The following is a 19,375-nucleotide window of genomic DNA, read 5'->3' as shown; positions in this document are numbered from 1 at the left end:
TCTCACACGTCCTCTCGCCGGACAAGCTCGCCGTACAGGGCACCGGATCGCAGCAGGTCGTCGCGCTCGGCGACGTGCCACTCGCCGAGCACCTCGGCGGTGTGCGCTCCCGCGTCCGGCACCGGCCCGGGTTCGGGGCCGGGGGTTCCGGAGAACCGCGGAGCGGCGGCGGGCTGCACCACCCCGTCGTTCTCCACCAGCGTCCGCCGCGCGCGCACGTGCGGGTGCTCGGGTGCTTCGGCCATCGACAGGACCGGGGTGACGCACGCGTCGGAGCCGTCGAAGACCTCGGTCCAGTGCTGCTTCGTTCCGCCTGCGAAGGCCTCGGCGAGTCGGCGGCGGATCTCGGGCCAGTTGGACGGGTCGTCCCGGTCGGGGAGCTCTCCCGACAGCCCGAGGCCTTCGAGCAGCTCCGCGTAGAACCGCGGCTCCAGGGCTCCGACGGCCACGTGCTCCCCGTCGGAGGTGGCGTAGACGTCGTAGAAGGGGGCCCCGCCGTCCAGCAGGTTGGTTCCGCGCTCGGTGCTCCAGCCGCCGCTGGCGAACATGCCGTAGAGCATGGTGCTCAGGTGCGCCGCACCGTCCACTATGGAGGCGTCAACCACCTGTCCCCCGCCACCGGCGCGTGTCCGCAGCAGCGCGGCCAGCACTCCCACCGCCAGGTACATCGCCCCGCCGCCGAAGTCGCCCAGCAGGTTGACCGGGAACCGCGGCGGCCCGCCCGCCTCCCCGGTCGCGTGCAGGGCTCCGCTGAGCGCGAGGTAGTCCACGTCGTGACCCGCCGTGTCCGCCAGCGGCCCGTCCTGCCCCCAGCCGGTCATCCGGCCGTAGATCAGCGCGGGGTTGCGCTCGAAGCACTCCTCGGGGCCGACTCCCAGCCGTTCCGCGACCCCCGGGCGGAACCCCTCCAGCAGGACGTCGGCCCGTTCGGCCAGCGCGCGCACCGCCTCCGGGCCGCGCTCGTGCTTGAGATCGACGAGCACCGAGCGCTTGCCCCTGTTGAGCAGGTCCTGCTTGCCGCCCGGGTTCGTCGGACGCTCCACCCGGACGACGTCGGCCCCCAGGTCGGCCAGCAGCATGGCGCAGAACGGGGCGGGCCCCATCCCCGCGAGCTCGACGACCCGCACCCCGGCGAGGGGCCCGCCCCCCTCGGTCCGCTCGCCCGGCTCCGCCGGGGATCCGTCCTCCGAGCGCTGCACCGCGACGCCCTCCTCCGCTCGCCGTGACCGACCTCATTTTTGACGCCAGTAGTGTTACATTCCTGGTGTCACATTGGTCAAGTAGTACCCTGCGGGCCATGCTCCGAACAGCAGACGACGAAGAACTCACGATCGACGAGCTGGCCTCCCGGTCGGGAGTGACCGTGCGGACGGTTCGCTTCTACGCGTCACGCGGTCTGCTCCCCCCGCCGCGCCTGCGCGGCCGGGTGGGGCTGTACGGAGCGGATCACCTCGCGCGGCTGGATCTCATCCGCGAGCTGCAGAACCTCGGCTTCACGCTGAGCGCGATAGAGCGGCACCTCGAGCGCATCCCGGAGGACGCACCTCCCGAGGAGCTGGCGCTGCAACGGGCGCTGCTGGCTCCGTGGACCAGTGACCAGGCGGAGCGGATCGACCGCAGCGAGCTGGACCGCCGAGCCGGGCGCGCGCTGGACGACCGGGAGATCGAGCAGCTGGTCACGCTCGGCGTCCTCGAACGCGACACCGCGGAGGAGGACGGGCAGTTCCTCCTGACCAACACCTCCATGCTGGACGTCGGCCTGCGGATAACGGAGCTGGAACTGCCCTCGGACATGCTGCTGCGGGCCAAGGACATCGTCGAGCAGCACACCGCCCGGATGGCCGGCGAGCTCCGCGAGCTCTTCGCGGCCAACGTGCTGCGCCCGTACGTGGAGCGGGGACGTCCGGAGGCCGAGCGCGAACGGGTGCGCGCCACGGCCGACCAGCTGCGCCCACTGACCATCCAGGTGCTGGTCAACGGCTTCCAGCGCGCGGTCAACGATGTAATCCGCAACCACGCGTGATCAATCCTCACTCGCAAGGGTGAGCCAATTCGGAGCGAGCGGCCAACGGCTTCCCGTTGCACAGCATGCGAACTCGCTGCGTAGCAATCCCACCAAAGAGGGAAACTCGATGTAGTGATCTTGTGGCTCGATTGCAGCGTTCGAGTCCCTCTTCCCGATAACCATGTTGGGCATCAAACCGCCGATCTCGTACGGAGGAAACCCGACATGGGCGTCTCTCGGTTCATCACCCGGTCCCTGCTGGCGGCCGGAACCGTCGCGGCCACCGCACTGGTCCCGCTCGTTCCGCAGGCGTCCGCGGCCGAACCGGCCGCTCAGGCCGAACGAGCCACCACCGGACCCGAGCAGGCGGACCGGGAGATCAGCGCGCTCGAGCTGCGCGTGACCCCGGGAACCCGCACGGCGGAGTCGAGGACGGCCCTGCTGCACTGCGACCCCGCGGGAGGCACGCACCCCGAAGCCGCCGCGGCCTGCGAACAGCTCGACGCTGTGCAGGGCAGACTCGGTTCCCTGCGCGCGGGCAAGGAGAAACCGATGTGCCCGCTGGTGTACCGGCCCGTGACCGTCAAGGCCACCGGAACCTGGAAGAACTCCCCCGTGCAGTACAGCCAGAAGTACTCCAACTCCTGTGAGATGAAGGCCTACACCGGAGCGGTGTTCAACTTCTGAGGGAAACCGCGACACGGCCCGGTATTCACGGGGTGGTCGCCCGGCGGTGCCGGGGACGAGGGCTCCCGCTCCTGCCGGGAGGAGCGGGAGACCCCGCACCGCACGTCGGGCATCGGCGCGGCGGCCGCTCCCGCGTCAGCACTCGATGACGTTGACGGCCAGACCGCCCCGCGCCGTCTCCTTGTACTTGTCCTTCATGTCGTCGCCGGTGTCGCGCATCGTCTTGATGACCTTGTCCAGCGAGACGAAGTGACTGCCGTCCCCGCGCAGCGCCATCCGCGCGGCCGTGATGGCCTTGACCGAGGCGACGGCGTTGCGCTCGATGCACGGGATCTGCACCAGACCGCCGATCGGATCGCAGGTGAGCCCGAGGTTGTGCTCCATCGCGATCTCGGCGGCGTTCTCCACCTGCTCCGGAGTTCCACCCAGCACCTCGGCCAGCCCGGCCGCCGCCATCGAGCACGCCGAGCCGACCTCGCCCTGGCAGCCCACCTCGGCGCCGGAGATGGAGGCGTTCTCCTTGAACAGCACCCCCACGGCCCCGGCCGCCAGCAGGAAGCGAACCACCCCGGAACCGTCCGCCCCGGGCAGGAACCGCATGTAGTAGTGCAGCACTGCGGGGACGATGCCCGCCGCACCGTTGGTGGGGGCCGTCACCACTCGACCACCGGCGGCGTTCTCCTCGTTGACGGCGAGCGCGTACACCGTCACCCACTCCATCGGGTCGTCGGAGTCGGCGAGCTTGGCGCGGAGCTCGGCGGCGCGGCGCTCGACGCGCAGTCCGCCGGGCAGGCTGCCCGTGCTGTTGCACCCGTTGTGCACGCACTCGCGCATGACGTGCCAGATGTCGAGCAGCTCCTCCGAGACCCGCCGCTCGTCGCGCCAGGAGAGCTCGTTGGCCAGCATGAGCCCGCTGACCGTCCTGCCCGTCTCGGCGCACCGCCGCAGGAGCTCGGCCCCGGTGCGGAACGGGTGGGCGACTTCGGTGGTGTCCTGCTTGACCCTGTCCGCGCCCGCGGCCTGCTCGTCGAGGACGAAACCACCGCCGACCGAGTAGTACACCGCCGTGCACAGCTCGGTCCCGTCGGAGTCCGCGGCGCTGAAACGCATCCCGTTGGGATGCACGGGCAGCGACTGCCCGCGATGCATCACGAGGTCGCTGTCGGAATCGAATCGAATCTCGTGGGAACCGTCCAGCAGCAACCGGCCGGTCGAGCGGATCTCGTCCACCCGTCCGGAGACGGCGGTCGGGTCGACCACTTCCGGGTGATGCCCCTCCAGACCGAGCAGTACCGCCTTGGGACTGCCGTGCCCGTGCCCGGTCGCGCCGAGCGAGCCGAACAGCTCGGCCCGCACGTGCGCGACGCCGGGCAGCAGGCCCTCGGCGCGCAGCCGCGCGGCGAAGCGCGCGGCAGCGCGCATCGGACCGACGGTGTGCGAACTGGACGGACCGATCCCCACCGAGAAAAGATCGAAGACACTGATCGCCATTGATCGTCTCTTCTTCACGCGTCGAGTCGGTGTTCAGGTGTGGCGAGCCCCTGCGGAACCGCGGGGCTCGCCGCGACGGTCGTGAACCGGGCCGTCACTCACCGGTGAGCTCGGCGTACTGCGCCGAGTCCAGCAGCTTGCCGTACTCGGTGACCCGCATCTCCAGCAGCCAGCCCTCGCCGAAGGGGTCGGCGTTGACCTGGGCCGGGTCGTCGATCACGGCTTCGTTGACCGCCGTGACCTCGCCGGTGGCCGGCGCGTAGAGGTCGCTGACCGACTTGGTCGATTCCAGCTCACCGCAGGCTTCGCCGAACGTGATCTGCTTGCCGACCTCGGGCAGGTCCACGTAGACGATGTCACCGAGCGCGTTGGCGGCATACGGCGTGACGCCGACGCGCACGACGTCGTCGCGCTCGGCGAGCCACTCGTGCTCCTCTGTGTACTTGAGGTCCGTGGGCAGGCTCATGGGGAGGCTCCATCACTGTCGTTTGGACACGGTCTCCGGCAGCCCGGAGGACTGCCGTGGCGCGATCACGGTCGCGCCCGGTGCCCATCCTCTCCGAGGATCACCGGGAATACCGCGTCCGCGTACCTGGCGGCCTCCCCCTCTGTTGCGGAACCTGAGAGCTTCACCGCGCCGTCGCGGTTTGCACCGTGGGTGCGCCGACCGGCTGGGCGGCGCTTTCCAGAGCTGCCTCGATCGGACGGTACGGCTGCCTGAGAGTTTGCGGGGAGTCTTGCTCCTTCGGCGCCCGGGCGCGGCGATCGCGAGGACCGCTCACCTGCCGGGACTCTCCCGCCCGATGTCGTGGGCCGGTATGCGATTGTCGCTGTGGTCGGCAACGATAACCCGGCGGATGACGGTGTCCAACCCCAACCCCGAATACCGGGACGCGCCACACCGCGCGGTGTGAGCCGATCCACTCCCCGGCGGGGCTCTCCGCCGAATCCGCGCGGCGGATCCCGCCGCGGGCACGACTGCGAGGAGCCGGTGATGGTCGACGTCCAGGGGCTGGTCGAGCGAGCGGGCCCCGCGCTGCTGCGTCCGGTGTCGACTCCGGAGAGCACCGGCGGGGTCGGGGACGTGGTGATAGCCGAGCCGAGCGAGAGCAGCGTGGCGGGCACCTCCGACGTGGTGCTCGGCGTGGGGCTCACGCACGAGCGGCAGGCCGTTGAGCTGCTGCGGGATTGCGGGGAGCGCGACGCGGCCGCCGTGCTGCTCAAACCCCCGCTGTCCACCGCCAGCGAGGTGGCCGCCGAGGCGCGGCGGCAGGGGGTGGCCCTGATCGAGGTGCGGGAGGGCGCGGCCTGGGCGCAGCTGGTCTGGCTGCTGCGCGCGGCCCTCGCCGACGCCGAGAGCGCGGCGGACTCCTCGGACAGGGGCGGTTCGGCCAGTTTGGGGGACCTGTTCCGCCTGTCCGATGCCGTGGCCGAGGTGATCGACGCCCCCGTGACCATCGAGGACGCGCACTCGCAGGTGCTGGCCTACTCGGCGCGACAGGAGCTGACCGACCCCGCCCGCGTCTCCACGATCATGGGGCGCAGGCAGCCCGAGGACGTGCTGGCCAAGTTCAGGGCCAGGGGGACGTTCCGCCAGCTGACCAGGGGAAGTTCCGCGATCTACGTCCCCGAGCAGCCCGACGGGACGCTGCCCAGGCTGGTCGTGCCCATCCGCATGGGCGGGGAGCTGCTCGGGTCCATGTGGGCCGTGGTTCCCGGGGAGGTCTCCGAGCAGCGGACCTCGGCCTTCGCCGACACCGCTGCGCTGGTCGCGTTGCAGCTGCTGCGCAGGAGGCTGCTCACCGATTCCGAGCGGCAGCGCTCCGCGCGGTTGGTTCGCCTCGTGCTGGAGGGGGGCGAGGGGTGGCGCGCCGCGGCGAACGAGCTGGCGGTGCGGGCCGAGCCGCACCGGGTGGTGGCCATCGACGTGCGCGCCGGTGACGGCACGGACGAGGGGCACCGGCTCGCCATGTGGGAGTGGATCACCAGGGGGATCGGGCACCGGCCGCTGGTGACCGAGTCGGGCGGGGTGCTGTACGCGGTGGTTCCGGACCGGGCGGGGGCCGGTGGGTGGCCCGCGCTCCGGGATGCGCTGTTGACCCACATCCGCGAGCTGGACTCCGACACGCCGCGTCCGCTGGTGGCGGCGGGCACCTCGGTCCCGGTGGCCGAGCTGCCGACCTCCCGCCTCCGGGCCGACGAGGTGCTGGCCCTGCTCCGGGGCGGCACCGTGGACCGGGAGGTGGCGGTCCACGAGGACCTCTGGCACCTGCTCGTGCTCACCAGGATGGCCGGGGCGGCCGGTGACGCCGGGGTGGGAGCCCTCGGCCCGCTGCACGTGCTGCGCGAGCACGACCGCAACCGGGGAACCGAGTACCTGGACACGCTGTACGCCTGGCTGCGCCATCCCGGTGATCCTCGTGCCGCGGGCGCGGAGCTGCGGGTCCATCCGAACACCTTCCGCTACCGGATGAAGCGGATCTCCCTGCTCGTGGAGGTGGACCTGGAGGACGTGGAGGTCCGGTCGGCGCTGCTGGTGCAGCTGTTGAGCGAACGCTGGAACCCGCACGGGTGAGCGTCGAAGTTCCCCGTCGGGTCTGCGTGGCGGTAGCGGTTCCGGAGTGGCGGTTTCGCGGGCGGGCTACGGGCCCGTTTGTGCCGACAGCACAACCGGATCCGAGCAATCTCATGGGGTGAGAATGATGCGGTCGGGCCGCTGACGAAGCATCGTGGTGCGCACAAACTCCGATCCTGCCGCGCGACTCCGCCGTCCCGGACCACGCGCCGGGATGCGGGCTGGCGAGCCCTCCGGCACCACCGCCGGTTCGGTGATCACCCAAGCAGGTTCGAAAAGACACGCAGGAAGGAAGCACAGTGCAGATCGCCGTACCCCGGGAAATCAAGAACCACGAGTACCGCGTCGCGCTCACCCCGGCGGGAGTGCACGAGTTCGTCAGCCGGGGTCACGAGGTGTTCGTGGAAACTCAGGCCGGCGCGGGCTCGTCCATCTCCGACGAGGAGTTCCTCTCCGCGGGTGCGAAGGTGCTCTCCGACGCGGACGAGGTCTGGGCCGAGGGCGACCTGGTGCTCAAGGTCAAGGAGCCGATCGCCGAGGAGTACCCCCGCCTGCGGCGGGACCAGGTGCTGTTCACCTACCTGCACCTGGCCGCCTCCGCCGAGCTCACCAACGCGCTGCTCGAGTCGGGAGTGACCGGCATCGCCTACGAGACGGTGCAGACCTCCGACGGGACGCTGCCGCTGCTGGCTCCCATGAGCGAGGTCGCGGGCAGGTTGGCTCCCCAGGTCGGGACCTACTCGTTGATGCGTCCGAGCGGGGGGCGCGGCATGCTGCCCGGCGGGGTCCCCGGTGTCCACCCCGCGCGCGTGGTCGTCATCGGCGGCGGGGTCGCGGGGCTCAACTCGGCGCGGGTGGCGCTCGGCATGGGCGCCGACGTCGAGCTGCTGGACACGAACGTGGACAAGCTCCGCGAGATCGACAGGGACTTCGGCGGCCGCATCCGCACGGTCACCTCCAACCGCTACAGCGTGGAGCAGGCGGTGCGCACCGCGGACCTGGTCATCGGCGCGGTGCTGATCCCGGGCGCCAAGGCCCCCAAGCTCATCTCCAACGAACTGGTGGGGCAGATGAAGTCGGGCAGCGTGCTGGTCGACATCGCGATCGACCAGGGCGGTTGCTTCGCCGACTCGCGTCCCACCACGCACGACGCGCCGACCTACCGGGTGCACGACTCGGTCTTCTACTGCGTGGCCAACATGCCGGGGGCGGTTCCGAACACCTCGACGCACGCGCTGACCAACGTGACCCTGCCCTACGCGCTGCGGATCGCCGACCAGGGCTGGCGTGCGGCGTGCAGGCAGGACGAGGCCCTCGCCGGCGGCTTGAACACGCACGACGGGAAGCTGGTGAACGAGCCGGTCGCCGCCGCGCACGGGCTGGCCCACGACGAGGTGGACAGCGTGCTCGGCTGACCGGGCGGCGGGGAGTCCTCCGCCACGCAACCACCCGAGCAACCGGCACCGCCGAACTCTCCCCGCCAAAAAGCCCCTCGCCCGGCGGGCGAGGGGCTTTTTGGGGCGGCCTGCTCAACCAGCCTGGGGGTCACCGGGAGCTGGCCGCCGCCTCCAGTGTAGGACATGACGTCCCGGTTACCGAAGAGCTAATGGCACGTGTTCTCCAAATTTTCGGTGTGATCCGCTACTCACACCACCCGCCTCACTCCTAAGAGTGAAAAAACGGGAGAAATCTGAAGTCTTTACATATTAGTGCCGATGGGGGGTCGAAGTGCTTCGAATCGCCGTTCCCCGCCGGCGGAACACCCCGAGCACTCGTCCGTCCACGCGGGCAGCGGCGCTTCCGCACCAGACAGCCGAACCCGTCCCCCCGAAGGACTCCCCATGCGGCTCGATTCCACGCGGACGAACCAACCGCACCGCACGGCCACGTTCCACGGACAACTTCCCGAGATGCTGTCCGAGCCCCCGCAGAGCGCTGCCGGGCACCCAGCTGAGGACCGGAGCGCCGTCCCGGAGGTCCCCTCCGGGCAGCACTCCACCTCGCGCCAGGACACCACCGGGCTGGACCAGCTCGAGGAGCTCGCCCACCACGGCGAGTCCGACGAGCTGCTGGCGCTGGCCAGGCCGGAACTGCACCGGCTGACCGAAGGCCTGCGCGCGCTGCTGGACGAGCACCGCCCGGACGGGCAGGGCAAGTGCCGGACGTGCCCGGGAGGGCTGCGGGCGCGCCGGTGGCCGTGCGGGGTCTGGCGCACCGCCTACTCCGAACTCGTCGGGGAGGATCCCGACCAGCTCGGCGAAAGCGCGCGCAGGTCCCCCGAGCTGGCGGGCAGGCGGTCGCCGCGCGGCTCCTCCCGCGGAGAACCGGCCGTGGAGAGCTCCCGACCGAGCATTCCGGTGGTCAGCGAGCCCATCGTCTCCGACGGCGCCCGCGATCCGGGCCACTGGGACACCGGCGAGCTGGCAGCGCTCACCGCGGACGCCGCGCGGGCCGAGACCACCGGCGCGGCGGACACGTCGAACTCGTTCGCCGCGAGCACGTTCGAGGCAACGTCCTCCGGACGCACGACTCCCCGGGACGCGGCCCCCGGCGGCACCGCGGCCGGCGCCGCCGACACCGCGGCAGCGGAGCCGAGCTCCGTGCCACCGCTGGGCGGCCACTTGGAAACGGACCACACCCGCATCCACCGCGCCGGAGTGGCCGATCACACACCGAGCCGCCGTCGCTAGTCCACCGCTGCCGGGCAACGGCGGCGAGACACCGGTTCCACGGAACGCGTCCGCGGAGCGGAACTCCTCCGGCTCAGCCGGAAAACGCCGCATCCGTCCGCTGGGCGAGCCACATGAGGCAGGATGTGGTTGGCGTCCGGCTCGGCGGCCGATCCCCGACCGCAACGGCCGTCAGACGCCCACGTATTCCGTGATCTGGAGGGACGAGTGCACGACGGCAGCGGCCGCATACTGGTTCAGGGGCTGAACAAGAGCTTCGGACCGATCAACGCGGTCCAGAACCTCAACTTCTCGGTCGAGCCCGGTTCGGTGACCGGCTTCCTCGGGCCGAACGGATCGGGCAAGACCACCACACTGCGGATGATCCTGGGGCTGGTCAGCCCCACGGCCGGAGGGGCCTTCATCAACGGGCAGCCGTTCTCCCGGCTGCCCAACCCGGCGACGATCGTCGGAGCCGTGCTGGATTCGCAGGGCTTCCACCCCGGTCAGACCGCGCGTACCCATCTGCGCTGCTACACGGCCGCGCTGAACCTGCCGGACCAGCAGGCCGACCAGGTGCTGGAGCTGGTCGGCCTCAGCAGCGCGGCCACCCGCAAGACCGGCGGTTTCTCCCTGGGCATGCGCCAGCGGCTGGCGCTGGCGACCGCGCTGCTCGGCAATCCGCAGATCCTGATCCTGGACGAGCCGGCCAACGGGCTGGACCCGGAGGGCATCGCCTGGCTGCGCGGCTTCCTGAAGTCCTTCGCCTCCACGGGGCGCACGGTGCTGGTTTCCAGCCACCTGCTGCGCGAGATGGAGCACACCGTGGACAACGTCGTGATCGTCAGCCGCGGCCAGTGCGTCTACAACGGCGACCTGGAACAGCTCCGCGCCGCCCAGCAGTCGCGCGTGCTCGTGCGCACGGCGGATCCAGCCACCCTGGTCGAGACGCTGCGCCAGTCCGGAATCCACGCCGAGTACCTTCCGGACGGCTCGCTCGCGGTGCCGGGGACGGACTCGAAGACGGTCGCCGACCTGGCGCTGGGCGCGGGCGTGGCCGTGCACGGGATGCAGGAGGAGAACCTCGATCTCGAGCAGATCTTCTTCCAGCTGACCACCGGCCAGTACACCGGAAGCGCGCCGCAGGGACCGCCGCAGCCGGGCGGGCCGCAACCTGGAGGGCCGCAGCCGCCGCAGGGCGCCGCTCAGTGGGGACCGGGCGCACCGCAACAGCCACCCCAGCAGCCATCGCAGCAGCCACCCCAGCAACCGCCGGGTACGCCGCCTCCGGGAACACCGCCCCCGCCCGACCAGGGACAGGGCTACCAGCAGGTGCATCCGCAGCAGGACCAGAACAACCAGGGCGGCAACGGCGGTTACGGAGGCAACGCCTGATGAACGGCTTGATCAAGGCGGAGTTCCGCAAGATTTTCACCACCAACCTGTGGTGGGCGCTGCTGATCCCGGTGGTGGTGCTGAGCTTCCTCGCGGGATGGGGCGGAACGGAATTCGGGCAGATGAACCTCATCCGCCAGGCGACCGGTGGGCGGGACCTGCCGACCGGGCTGCTGACCATGTCGCTGTCGACGAACTACGTGACCGTGTTCGCCGCGCTGCTCGGTGCGCTGGCGATGGCGGGCGAGTACCGGAACAAGACGGCGACCACGACCTTCCTGACCGCCAACCCCAGGGGCGCGGTCCTCGGCGCGAAGCTGATCGCCTACACCAACATCGCCCTGATCTACGGGATCGCCAACACCGCCTTCGCCTCGCTCGGCGGGCTGCTCGGTGCGGGCAGCGACGGATTCGGCGAGTTCGCGCAGTGGCTCATGGTCGGCGGCACCGGGCTGCTGTCGATGGTGCTGTGGACGCTGCTCGGGGTCGGTTTCGGAGCCATGGTCACCAACTCCGTGGTGGCGGTGCTGGTGCTGCTCGGCTACGTGCTCGTGTTCGAGGGCATGATCTCCGCCGGGATGTCCAACTCCACGCTGGGCTGGGTGAGCAACTACCTCCCCGGTGCCGCGTCCAACGGGATCGTCAGCAACCTCTCCGTTCCGATGTTCATCTCCGATGTGGCCGGCGAGCGCGAGCCGATGGTCTCGGAAACCGCCTACAGGCTGCTGCACTCCGTCTTCGGCGGGAGCTACGACTTCCCGTGGTGGGCGAGCCTGCTGATCTTCGCGGGCTACGCGGCCGTGTTCGTCGCCGGTGGTTGGCTGGTCTCCAACAAGCGCGACGTCACCTGAACCGACGGTTTTCGCCGAGGGCACCGCGCTCTTCGGTTCCGCGACCACGCGGCCGGAGGGCGCGGTGCCCACCCAGGGCTCAGCGGCGTCGAGCCGCGCGGGCTCGTCTTCCAGAGGGGGCGCTCCCGGAGCGCCGCCCGTTCCTCGGCCGCAGCGGCAGCAGCGGCAGCAGCGCGCTGCCGATGGCCAGCGCGGTCACGGTGCCGAGCACCACCAGCAGCCCCGGAGGTTGGTGCAGCAACACCTCCGGGCTCATCCGCCGACCTCCGGGCCGAACCGCTCGCGCAGTTGTCTGCCCACCTCCTCCCGGCGATGCTCCCTGTCCCGCCCGCGGGCGACCGCCTCGCTCATGCAGACCTCGCAGGTGGGCAGCAGCCAGTCCACCTCGTCGGGTTCGATCAGCGTGACCCACAGCCCGCACAGGGCCTCGCGCCGCTGGTCGGGACGAGGACGCCGCTCCGGGGTGAACGCGTGCCGGAACCCCTCGACCGGGTTCCACCACACCACCGGGCCCTCCCAGGACATACCGATCACTTCTCGTCTCCTCTCCACACCTCTCGATTCGCGGTCAGCAGCACGCGCAGCACGCACACCGCGCACGGCTCCCCGGGCGCATCGGCGCCGGAGCACCTGCGGGGTTCGGAGACCCACTCGACCTCCGTGCGCCCGAAGTGCCGCCCGCACGGGGTGATCACGTAGCTCCTGCCGACCGCCACGTCCACCGCGTGCACCAGCCGTTCCGCTGTCCCGCCCTCCCGCTCCCGGAACCACAGCCAGGACATGTCCACCTCCTCGTCGCCGAGTTACAAGTAGCATTTCAACTCGCAATGCGAGTTACAATTACACTTTGGAGTGATGAGACGACGTTCGAGATGCAGGCAGGATCTAGTGCCATGAACACACCAAGTCCCGCCGTGTGCCGTCTTCTGCTGGGACGCGAGCTACGGGAGCTCCGCGAAGCGGCCGGTTTCGATCGCGAAGGGCTCGCCAAGTCGACGAAGTGGCAACCGAGCAAGATCAGCAGGATCGAGCAGGGGCAAGCAACAGTGCAACGAGCGGAGCTCGAACGGCTGCTCGAACTGTTCCGCACCTCCCCGGAGGAGGGCGAACGCGTGCGCACGCTGGCGACCCAGGCGCGCAAGCGAGGCAGTTTCGGCAAGGTACCGGACTGGTCACGCCAGTACATGGGACTGGAGTCCGACGCGGATGCGCTGAAGATCTGGGACGGCGAGCTGGTCCCCGGACTCCTGCAGACCGAGGAGTACGCACGAGCGATCGTGTCGACCTCGGTCGTGGTCCCTCCCGCGGACGTCGACCAGTCCGTGCGAGCGCGCATGCATCGCCAAGCACTGCTCACGCGCCAGGATCCGCCCGAAGTCGGCGTGATCCTGGGCGAGGCAGCGCTACACCGGGAGGTAGGAGGAGCAGCGGTGCTGCGCCGTCAGCTTCAGCACCTCCGAAAGTTGGCCGAGTTCCCCAACATCACGCTCCAGATACTCCCGTTCAGTTCCGGTGAACACGCCGCCATGGGGACCTCGTTCACCGTCCTGCGCCTGGATCTGGAAGGGCGGGAGTTCACCTATGCCTACCTGGAGGACCTGACCAAAGCGGACACTCTGGACGGTGGACACCACATCGAGGTGTACCAGCTCGTCATCGAGCAGCTCCGCATCGCGGCTTTGGGGCCTCGTGAAACTATGCATACACTCGATCGTGCGATCACTAATCTGCGCGACAAGGACTCAGGATGACCAGCAGTCAGACACCGGCTTCTTGGCGAAAGAGCACCCGCAGCAGCGGCGGTGCGAACAACTGCGTCGAAGTCGGGTTCGCCTCCGCCGTCGTGGCGGTGCGGGACACCAAGGATCGGGAGCGCGGGATGCTCACCGTCTCTCCCGCGGCGTGGGCGAACTTCGTGGACGGCCTCAAGAATGCCGCGCCGACTCCTCGTCACGATCGGTGAGGATTTCCCGGGAAAGTGAAGTGGCGCACCACTCCTCCATTCGTACCAACCCGCGAGGGCGGATAGTTATATTCGCGTTATCAACTGATCGTTGACCGCTTTTGCGCGCGATCAGTAGAATTTTCGTGGTTGAGCGTGTACGCGAACGTTGGGGGAACACCTCACCATGCCCGAAAAGCAGGACCTCACCGGAAACCTGTCGGCCACCAACGACGCCATGCGCGGCATCGTCACCGCCGCCGACAAGGGCGAGTTCACCATCACGCCCGAGGCGGGCGACGAGCTCATCCAGATCTTCCAGGAGCTGGAGGACTGGCTTCAGGGCAGGCTAAGCAGAATGCGTGCAGTAAAGCGCGACACCCCGCTGGGGGAGAGCCCCGCAGGTCAGGCGATCTCGGAGTTCAACAAGGAGGTCGCATCCGGCGACGACAAGTCCCTCGAACACCTGCTCACCTCCATGCGCAGGCAGACTCCCGAGGTGGTCGAGGCCATCCGCAAGGGGATCGCCGCCTACCAGGAGCTCGACGAGCGGAACAAGCAGAACTTGGACGGCATCCAGTGATCAACCTTCCCACCGCAGCACCACTCCGCGCCGCCACCGTCACGGCAGCTGCGGCCTGCGCCCTCCTGCTGGCCTCCTGCTCCTCCGGAGCGGGGCAACCGCAGTCCCAGGGCGCCGAGGAGACGAGCACCACGACGAGCAGTACGCCACTGGCAGGCATGGAGCCCTGCTCCACCCTGACCGAGCAGCAGAAGAAGCAACTCGACATCACAGAACCGGGAGAGATACTCGAGATAGAAGAACAGACGTGCACATGGATGTCCGGAGGAAATGACTTCGACATCTCTGTCTACAAGGATAAGCCACTGGAAGAAATAAATTTCTCAGACGTAGACGAAAAGGAACAAACAGAGGTATCCGGACGGGAGGCTCTCCTGGCGAAAGAATCGGGAGCGTGTTCGCTGGCCTTCGCGGTGACCGAGAACTCCTCGATCTCGGTGAACAGCACCGCCGACACGCCCGGGGACACGGCGACCGCCTGCGAGCTGGTGCAGAAGGCGGCACCGATGGTCGAGCAGAACATCCCGGAAAGCTGATCCGACGAGCCCACCGAGCCGAACGACGCCGCGCGGGCCACCGAGGCGCGCAGCGGGATCGCCCCGCACCGGAAGAAACAGCCGAAGCCGGCAACGCGGATCTGGAGAGAAGCACGCAATGCACGTTCCCGCGAGAATGCGCCGCGGCGTGGTCGCAGCGCTCGGGCTCGTCACCGCCATGACGGTGTCCTCCGCCTGCTCAGCGGCATCCTCCGAGGAAGCGCCACCGCCACCGCCGAAGACAAGTGCCGGCGATCCGGTGCTCAGCGGCCTGTCCCCCTGCGACGCGCTGAAGCCGCAGCAGGAGCGCTCCCTCGGCGCCGCGAGCGGAGGCACCTCGGAGGACGTCGACGACCCGTCGACGTGCAGCTGGCAACTCGCCGACGGGAGCACCAGCGTATCGCTCCACCCGCGAAAGTCCCTGCGGCAAATAGATTTCCCGGAGGCGTACCAGCGGCCTCACGCCATCAACGACAGCGGAGGCAGGCTCGTCATATCCAAGAACAGCGACACCTGCACAGTCGCCATATCGGTCAACCCCTCGGAATCGATTTCCGTCGACGCCGAGGGCTCCGGGGGAACCAATTCCTGCGACCTCGCCAACGAGGTCGCCCCGCTGGTAGAGAGAAACATTCCGGAAAGCTGAGGAACCGAGGGGGTCTTCGTGTCCGAGGGGGATCAGAACTACAGCAGCCACGAGTACGTGGCCGACCGCGAGCAAGAGGTGTACCAGCAGCAGCTCGAGTCCAAAGGATCCGGCGGACTCCTCGGCGGCGTCTTCGACAAGACCTTCGCCCGGATGGAAGCCGAGACCAAGGCCGAGAAGTACGCCCAGCAGCAGGCCAAAACGCTCTCCCAGGAGCAGGTGGTGCGCGGCCGCCCCTCGGAACTGGGATGCACCCTCTACCAGTCCTACCCGCACAAGGAGCTCGAGCGGTTCGTCAAGGACAAGTTCAATCCCTCCGATGTGCACGACATGGGCCGCTACTACAACGACGTCGGAAACGGTCTGGTCGACTTCTCCGAGCGCATCCACAAGGCGGCTGCCAAGACGGAGCAGACCTGGACCGGCAACGCCGGGGACGCGATGCGCGCGCACGTGCGGACGATCTCCGACCACATGGGTCACTCCGGGCAAGGAGCCCAGCTGACGGCCAACCAGCTCGGCATGCAGGCCGAGTCCGGTGAACAGGCCCGCAACTCCATGCCCGAGGACCCCGAGTTCGACATGAAGTCCGAACTGGCCGGGCTGATGAGCAACCCGAACCCGTTCACCATCGTGCAGCGCGCCAACGAGGTCAAGCAGAAGGCCGAGCAGGCGGAGCAGTCCCACCAGGAAGCCGCTCAGGTGATGAGCAGGATGGAGCAGAGCTTCGGGCAGGCCGCCGAGAACACCCCGCTGTTCACCCCGCCCCCGGAAACCCCCGGCGGCGGCGACAACGGTTCCGGCGAGGGAACGGGCGGAACCGGAACGGGCGGTACCGGCTCGGGCAGCGGCGGCACCGGCACCGGCACCGGCACCGGCACCGGCACCGGAGGGACAGCCTCCATCGGAACCGGGACGGCCCCTGCCGGGACCTACTCCACGGGCACCTACTCCTCCGGAAGCGGAACGGTCACCGGAGCCGGGACGGCCGCGGCGGGCTCGGGCGCGGTGAACACGCCCGGCTACACCGGCCAGGGTCAGCCTGCGCCCTCGGGAACCAGCACCGCGTGGAACTCCGGCGGCAGCACCGGAAACTCCGGCCTGGCACCCGGCGTGGTGCGCGGGCCCGACGGAACCCTCTACCGCAAGGACCCCCAGACCGGGCAGTGGATGCGCCAGAACTCCGCCAACGGCCGCTGGGCGCCCGTTCCTCCCGGGCAGCAGATCCCCGGCGTCGGCCGCGCCGGTGGGGGCAGCGCCGGTGGCGGGCGCGCGGGCGGCGTCGCCAGTGGTGGCGGTGGCGGCTACGGAGGTGCTGGCGGGCGTGCTGGTGGTGGCCTCGGCGCTGGTGGCTACGGCAGTGGTGGCTACGCGGGCGCTGGTGGCGCGGGCGGCTACTCCGGCGGACGCGCCGGAGGCTACTCCGGTGGTTTCGGCCCCGGGGCAGGATCCGGATCCGGGTCCGGCGGGAACGCGCTCGGCGCGGGCGGACGCGCCGGTGTCGGGGGCACGCCCTCCAGCCCCTCCGCCGGTGCCGCGGGCGGCACCGCGGCCCAGGGACGCGGCGCTGGTCGCGCCCCCGTGGGAGCGGGGCTCGGCAACAACCAGGGCGGTGACGACGAGGAGGAGCACGAGCGCAAGTACGTCCTCGACTCCGACGAGATCGGCGACGAGCTCGGCCTTCCCGCGGTCGCACCCCCGGTCATCGGTGCCAGGCCCGACGAGGAGGGCGGACGCTGATGCCGCGAGCGTTCAGTCTGTCCACCCTGGCCGCCGACGTTCTCGGCGAGCACCTCGGGATCAACCTGCGGCGGTTCCCGTTCGAGCTGGAGCACCACGGCGCCACCGTCGACGAGCGCTCCGAGCTGCGCACCCAGGCGTGGAACGAGCTGTCCCGACGTGGCCTGGTCGACCACGACGAGCTCGACCAGGACGTCGAGGCGGCCCTGCTCCTGCTGCACACGCCCCGGATCGAGATCGCGACGACCTATCTGGAGGCGACCACCGAGCAGGTCCACCGGGCGCGCACGGTGGCGAGCGGGCGCACCGGGGTCCGCGCCACCCAGCTGCCCGAGCACCTGCGGGTCGAATTCATCGACCCGCGGGGGATCGCCAGGCTGTGCACCGACCCGCTGCCCGAGGAGAAGGCGGGCACCTTGGAGGCGGCCACCATCAACGCCTCCGAAGGAGCGGTGCACGACGACCGGAGCGACGAGGACGCCGCGGGCGCGTCGTGGCTGTCCCGGGCCGAGAACACCGCCACCGTCCGCCGCGGCGGGCCGCAGCTGCGGGCTGCCCAGCGGATTCTGGGTCAACCCACCCACAGGATCGGCTACTTCTTCGTCACCGGACGCGGACACGACGGAGGAGCCGCGCGCATGCCCGCCATCGGCTGGCGCGACACCGAGACCGGCCGCTACAGCGTCACCACCCGGCGCAACAACGACGGCGCCGAGTGGAACACCTTCGCCGGGGCCGACAAGCCGCGCCTGAACACCTACCTCACCGAGCAGCTCAACGCGCTGCAGAGCGAGTGACGGGTCGGCGGAGCGATCCGGACCGTCCACAGGGGCTTTCTGATGGGGAAAACTCCCAGTTTTAGGCGAAATTGGGACCCCTTCCCCACCGCCCCCGGCGCGGACGCCCCCGACCGCGCCCGCGCCGGGGGCGTCCACCGGGGCCACCAGTTCACCTGGAGGCCACCCGCTCACCAGTGTCCACTGTGTACGGTTTCGCGGTCACTCGGTCTTGACGTGCGCGCCGCGCGCCGCGGCGTTGTCGATGCCGGCTTCCGCCGCCAGCCGCAGGCACACCGCGTCCAGCGCCAGGTGCACGGCCTGATCGAACAGGCTGGACAGCGGCTGCGCCGTCGCGGCCTCGCCCGCGGCGCGGTTCTTGGTCGCCGCCGGAACCAGCAGCACCGCGTCGGCAGCAGCGGCCAGCTCGGAGTCCGCATCCGTGGTCACCGCGACCACCCGGCCGCCGGCGCGGCGCGCCTCCCCCGCGGCCCGCACCGTCCCGCTCGTGTTCCCCGAACCGGAGACCCCGACGAGCACGTCCCCCTCGGCGAAGGCCGGGGCGGTGGCCTCGCCGACCACGTGCACCGCGTAGCCCAGGTGCACGAGCCGCATCGCGAAGGCGCTGGCCATGAAGCCGGAGCGTCCCGCACCGGCCACGAACACCCGCGCGGCCGCGCCCAGCTCCCGGCAGCAGCCCGCCACGGCCTCCTCGGTGATCCGCGGGCAGACGGTGTCCAGCTCCGAACGGATCAGTTCGATCTCGGAATTCACTTCCTCGCTCCCCTCACAGGACTTCTCGGAAAAGAGTTGGTTCTCCCCGGAGACTCGGCCTCAGGACGCCCCTCGGCCCGCGACCTCGCGCATCCGGCTCGCCCGCTCCACCGGATCGGCGGCCTTGGTGATCGCCGAGCCCACGATCGCCCGGCTCGCCGCGCCGGAACGACTCAGCGAGGCGACCACCTCCTCGGTCATGCCTCCCGCGACCGCCACCCGGCGCCCGCGCACCCAGTCACCGAGCAGGTCCACGACCGACCCGCCGGTTCCCTGCGCGTCCTTGCCGAGGTGCGCGCCGAGCAGCACCCACTCCGGCAGCATCCCGAGCAGGCGCTCCCGCCGCCGCTCGGACACCCCGAGCAGGTCCACCAGCAGCTCCAGCCCGAGCTCCGCGGCCACCTCGACCCCGCGGCGCACCGTCTCCTCCGGGGCCTGCCCCAGGACGGTGACCGCCCGCGCCCCGCCGTCGGCGGCCAGCGCGAACTCGGTCCTCAGGTCGTCGGCGGTCTTGAGGTCGGCCAGCACCGGCGTGCCCCCGCCCGCGGCCACCACTTCGGACACCGCGCGCGTCCCGTAGCGCTTGACCAGCGAGGTCCCCACCTCGATCCGGTCGGCGCGGCCCGCCACTCGTTCCGTCAGCCGGACGGCCTCGTCCAGCTCCATCCGGTCCAGCGCTATCTGCAGTTCCATTCCGCTCTTCTC

At 70.1% G+C, this 19,375-nt stretch carries 22 protein-coding genes and 1 riboswitch; of the genes, 14 read left to right on the top strand and 8 right to left on the bottom strand.

The genetic code is table 11. From position 1 onward, the window contains the following. Positions 1 to 2: 2 nt before the first annotated feature. Entirely contained in the window at positions 3 to 1,199 is a 1,197-nt protein-coding gene (locus G9Q41_RS16650) for a CaiB/BaiF CoA-transferase family protein (RefSeq protein WP_165633514.1), read from the bottom strand. A 98-nt stretch (positions 1,200 to 1,297) separates the two neighbouring features. Here G9Q41_RS16650 and G9Q41_RS16645 point away from each other — a divergent pair, with 98 nt between their 5' ends. Then, positions 1,298 to 2,023, top strand: coding sequence for a MerR family transcriptional regulator (locus tag G9Q41_RS16645; RefSeq protein WP_165633515.1), 726 nt, complete (start codon positions 1,298 to 1,300; stop codon positions 2,021 to 2,023). Positions 2,024 to 2,230: 207 nt separating this feature from the next. Next, the gene (locus G9Q41_RS16640) at positions 2,231 to 2,692 is read left to right on the top strand and encodes an SSI family serine proteinase inhibitor (protein WP_165633516.1); all 462 of its coding nucleotides are present in this window, start codon (positions 2,231 to 2,233) and stop codon (positions 2,690 to 2,692) included. Positions 2,693 to 2,827: 135 nt separating this feature from the next. On the opposite strand, the gene G9Q41_RS16635 is transcribed toward G9Q41_RS16640, so the two are convergent. Further along, positions 2,828 to 4,183: an L-serine ammonia-lyase gene (locus G9Q41_RS16635; RefSeq protein ID WP_165633517.1), complete on the bottom strand. Its 1,356-nt coding sequence runs from the start codon at positions 4,181 to 4,183 to the stop codon at positions 2,828 to 2,830. 94 nt (positions 4,184 to 4,277) lie between these two features. Beyond that, entirely contained in the window at positions 4,278 to 4,649 is a 372-nt protein-coding gene (gene gcvH / locus G9Q41_RS16630) for a glycine cleavage system protein GcvH (RefSeq protein ID WP_092523778.1), read from the bottom strand. 229 nt (positions 4,650 to 4,878) lie between these two features. Next, positions 4,879 to 4,992: riboswitch (glycine riboswitch) on the bottom strand. A gap of 185 nt (positions 4,993 to 5,177) precedes the next feature. Here gcvH and G9Q41_RS16625 point away from each other — a divergent pair. From G9Q41_RS16625 to G9Q41_RS16605, 5 genes are all read left to right on the top strand, one after another. Continuing rightward, positions 5,178 to 6,758 (top strand): helix-turn-helix domain-containing protein, encoded by a 1,581-nt coding sequence (locus G9Q41_RS16625; RefSeq protein WP_165633518.1) that lies wholly within the window; start codon positions 5,178 to 5,180, stop codon positions 6,756 to 6,758. 299 nt (positions 6,759 to 7,057) lie between these two features. Then, a complete protein-coding gene (gene ald, locus G9Q41_RS16620; RefSeq protein ID WP_165633519.1) occupies positions 7,058 to 8,173 on the top strand; it encodes an alanine dehydrogenase in 1,116 nt (371 codons plus the stop codon). A 426-nt stretch (positions 8,174 to 8,599) separates the two neighbouring features. Then, the gene (locus G9Q41_RS21600) at positions 8,600 to 9,448 is read left to right on the top strand and encodes a hypothetical protein (RefSeq protein WP_175455078.1); all 849 of its coding nucleotides are present in this window, start codon (positions 8,600 to 8,602) and stop codon (positions 9,446 to 9,448) included. 207 nt (positions 9,449 to 9,655) lie between these two features. After that, positions 9,656 to 10,822: an ATP-binding cassette domain-containing protein gene (locus G9Q41_RS16610; protein WP_165633520.1), complete on the top strand. Its 1,167-nt coding sequence runs from the start codon at positions 9,656 to 9,658 to the stop codon at positions 10,820 to 10,822. Then, positions 10,822 to 11,673 (top strand): ABC transporter permease, encoded by an 852-nt coding sequence (locus tag G9Q41_RS16605; RefSeq protein WP_165633521.1) that lies wholly within the window; start codon positions 10,822 to 10,824, stop codon positions 11,671 to 11,673. Before G9Q41_RS16610 ends, G9Q41_RS16605 begins: the two co-directional genes overlap by 1 nt. A gap of 79 nt (positions 11,674 to 11,752) precedes the next feature. On the opposite strand, the gene G9Q41_RS16600 is transcribed toward G9Q41_RS16605, so the two are convergent. The 3 genes from G9Q41_RS16600 to G9Q41_RS16590 are packed head-to-tail and all read right to left on the bottom strand — an operon-like array spanning position 11,753 to position 12,455. Next, a complete protein-coding gene (locus G9Q41_RS16600) occupies positions 11,753 to 11,929 on the bottom strand; it encodes a hypothetical protein (RefSeq protein WP_165633522.1) in 177 nt (58 codons plus the stop codon). Next, on the bottom strand, positions 11,926 to 12,198 hold the full coding sequence (locus tag G9Q41_RS16595; protein WP_165633570.1) for a zinc finger protein: 273 nt from the start codon (positions 12,196 to 12,198) through the stop codon (positions 11,926 to 11,928). The genes G9Q41_RS16600 and G9Q41_RS16595 overlap by 4 nt, the downstream gene beginning before the upstream one ends. A 5-nt stretch (positions 12,199 to 12,203) precedes the next feature. Beyond that, complete coding sequence (locus tag G9Q41_RS16590; protein WP_165633523.1) at positions 12,204 to 12,455, bottom strand: hypothetical protein; 252 nt, start codon at positions 12,453 to 12,455, stop codon at positions 12,204 to 12,206. Between the two features lie 111 nt (positions 12,456 to 12,566). Between G9Q41_RS16590 and G9Q41_RS16585 the strand changes: the two genes are divergently transcribed. From G9Q41_RS16585 to G9Q41_RS16555, 7 genes are all read left to right on the top strand, one after another. After that, positions 12,567 to 13,424 (top strand): helix-turn-helix transcriptional regulator, encoded by an 858-nt coding sequence (locus G9Q41_RS16585; RefSeq protein WP_165633524.1) that lies wholly within the window; start codon positions 12,567 to 12,569, stop codon positions 13,422 to 13,424. Next, the gene (locus G9Q41_RS16580; protein WP_165633525.1) at positions 13,421 to 13,636 is read left to right on the top strand and encodes a DUF397 domain-containing protein; all 216 of its coding nucleotides are present in this window, start codon (positions 13,421 to 13,423) and stop codon (positions 13,634 to 13,636) included. The genes G9Q41_RS16585 and G9Q41_RS16580 overlap by 4 nt, the downstream gene beginning before the upstream one ends. A gap of 166 nt (positions 13,637 to 13,802) precedes the next feature. After that, positions 13,803 to 14,198: a hypothetical protein gene (locus tag G9Q41_RS16575; protein WP_165633526.1), complete on the top strand. Its 396-nt coding sequence runs from the start codon at positions 13,803 to 13,805 to the stop codon at positions 14,196 to 14,198. Continuing rightward, positions 14,195 to 14,734, top strand: coding sequence for a DUF3558 family protein (locus tag G9Q41_RS16570; RefSeq protein WP_165633527.1), 540 nt, complete (start codon positions 14,195 to 14,197; stop codon positions 14,732 to 14,734). Before G9Q41_RS16575 ends, G9Q41_RS16570 begins: the two co-directional genes overlap by 4 nt. 118 nt (positions 14,735 to 14,852) lie before the next feature. Continuing rightward, a complete protein-coding gene (locus G9Q41_RS16565) occupies positions 14,853 to 15,380 on the top strand; it encodes a DUF3558 family protein (RefSeq protein WP_165633528.1) in 528 nt (175 codons plus the stop codon). Between the two features lie 18 nt (positions 15,381 to 15,398). After that, on the top strand, positions 15,399 to 17,120 hold the full coding sequence (locus tag G9Q41_RS16560) for a hypothetical protein (RefSeq protein ID WP_165633529.1): 1,722 nt from the start codon (positions 15,399 to 15,401) through the stop codon (positions 17,118 to 17,120). Beyond that, complete coding sequence (locus G9Q41_RS16555) at positions 17,120 to 17,917, top strand: ESX secretion-associated protein EspG (protein ID WP_165633530.1); 798 nt, start codon at positions 17,120 to 17,122, stop codon at positions 17,915 to 17,917. The genes G9Q41_RS16560 and G9Q41_RS16555 overlap by 1 nt, the downstream gene beginning before the upstream one ends. 201 nt (positions 17,918 to 18,118) lie before the next feature. Here the strand turns inward: G9Q41_RS16555 and hxlB are convergent, their stop codons facing one another. Both hxlB and G9Q41_RS16545 read right to left on the bottom strand, forming a co-directional pair. Further along, positions 18,119 to 18,670, bottom strand: a complete 552-nt coding sequence (hxlB, locus tag G9Q41_RS16550; RefSeq protein ID WP_165633531.1) for a 6-phospho-3-hexuloisomerase — start codon at positions 18,668 to 18,670, stop codon at positions 18,119 to 18,121. Positions 18,671 to 18,730: 60 nt separating this feature from the next. Continuing rightward, positions 18,731 to 19,363 carry an orotidine 5'-phosphate decarboxylase / HUMPS family protein gene (locus tag G9Q41_RS16545; protein WP_165633532.1) on the bottom strand — a complete coding sequence of 211 codons (633 nt, stop codon included), beginning with the start codon at positions 19,361 to 19,363 and terminating at the stop codon, positions 18,731 to 18,733. Positions 19,364 to 19,375: the final 12 nt, after the last annotated feature.

The organism is Actinopolyspora sp. BKK2 (genome assembly GCF_011291845.1).
In the GTDB taxonomy this organism is placed as follows: domain Bacteria; phylum Actinomycetota; class Actinomycetes; order Mycobacteriales; family Pseudonocardiaceae; genus Actinopolyspora; species Actinopolyspora saharensis.
This window is presented reverse-complemented; position numbering and strand designations above follow the sequence as displayed.

Coding starts and splice junctions, on each gene's coding strand:
- G9Q41_RS16645 (WP_165633515.1), top strand. CDS start 1,298: ATGCTCCGAACAGCAGACGACGAAGAACTCACGATCGACGAGCTGGCC.
- G9Q41_RS16640 (WP_165633516.1), top strand. CDS start 2,231: ATGGGCGTCTCTCGGTTCATCACCCGGTCCCTGCTGGCGGCCGGAACC.
- G9Q41_RS16635 (WP_165633517.1), bottom strand. CDS start 4,183: ATGGCGATCAGTGTCTTCGATCTTTTCTCGGTGGGGATCGGTCCGTCC.
- gcvH (WP_092523778.1), bottom strand. CDS start 4,649: ATGAGCCTGCCCACGGACCTCAAGTACACAGAGGAGCACGAGTGGCTC.
- G9Q41_RS16625 (WP_165633518.1), top strand. CDS start 5,178: ATGGTCGACGTCCAGGGGCTGGTCGAGCGAGCGGGCCCCGCGCTGCTG.
- G9Q41_RS21600 (WP_175455078.1), top strand. CDS start 8,600: ATGCGGCTCGATTCCACGCGGACGAACCAACCGCACCGCACGGCCACG.
- G9Q41_RS16605 (WP_165633521.1), top strand. CDS start 10,822: ATGAACGGCTTGATCAAGGCGGAGTTCCGCAAGATTTTCACCACCAAC.
- G9Q41_RS16600 (WP_165633522.1), bottom strand. CDS start 11,929: ATGAGCCCGGAGGTGTTGCTGCACCAACCTCCGGGGCTGCTGGTGGTG.
- G9Q41_RS16595 (WP_165633570.1), bottom strand. CDS start 12,198: ATGTCCTGGGAGGGCCCGGTGGTGTGGTGGAACCCGGTCGAGGGGTTC.
- G9Q41_RS16590 (WP_165633523.1), bottom strand. CDS start 12,455: ATGTCCTGGCTGTGGTTCCGGGAGCGGGAGGGCGGGACAGCGGAACGG.
- G9Q41_RS16585 (WP_165633524.1), top strand. CDS start 12,567: ATGAACACACCAAGTCCCGCCGTGTGCCGTCTTCTGCTGGGACGCGAG.
- G9Q41_RS16580 (WP_165633525.1), top strand. CDS start 13,421: ATGACCAGCAGTCAGACACCGGCTTCTTGGCGAAAGAGCACCCGCAGC.
- G9Q41_RS16575 (WP_165633526.1), top strand. CDS start 13,803: ATGCCCGAAAAGCAGGACCTCACCGGAAACCTGTCGGCCACCAACGAC.
- G9Q41_RS16565 (WP_165633528.1), top strand. CDS start 14,853: ATGCACGTTCCCGCGAGAATGCGCCGCGGCGTGGTCGCAGCGCTCGGG.
- G9Q41_RS16555 (WP_165633530.1), top strand. CDS start 17,120: ATGCCGCGAGCGTTCAGTCTGTCCACCCTGGCCGCCGACGTTCTCGGC.
- G9Q41_RS16545 (WP_165633532.1), bottom strand. CDS start 19,363: ATGGAACTGCAGATAGCGCTGGACCGGATGGAGCTGGACGAGGCCGTC.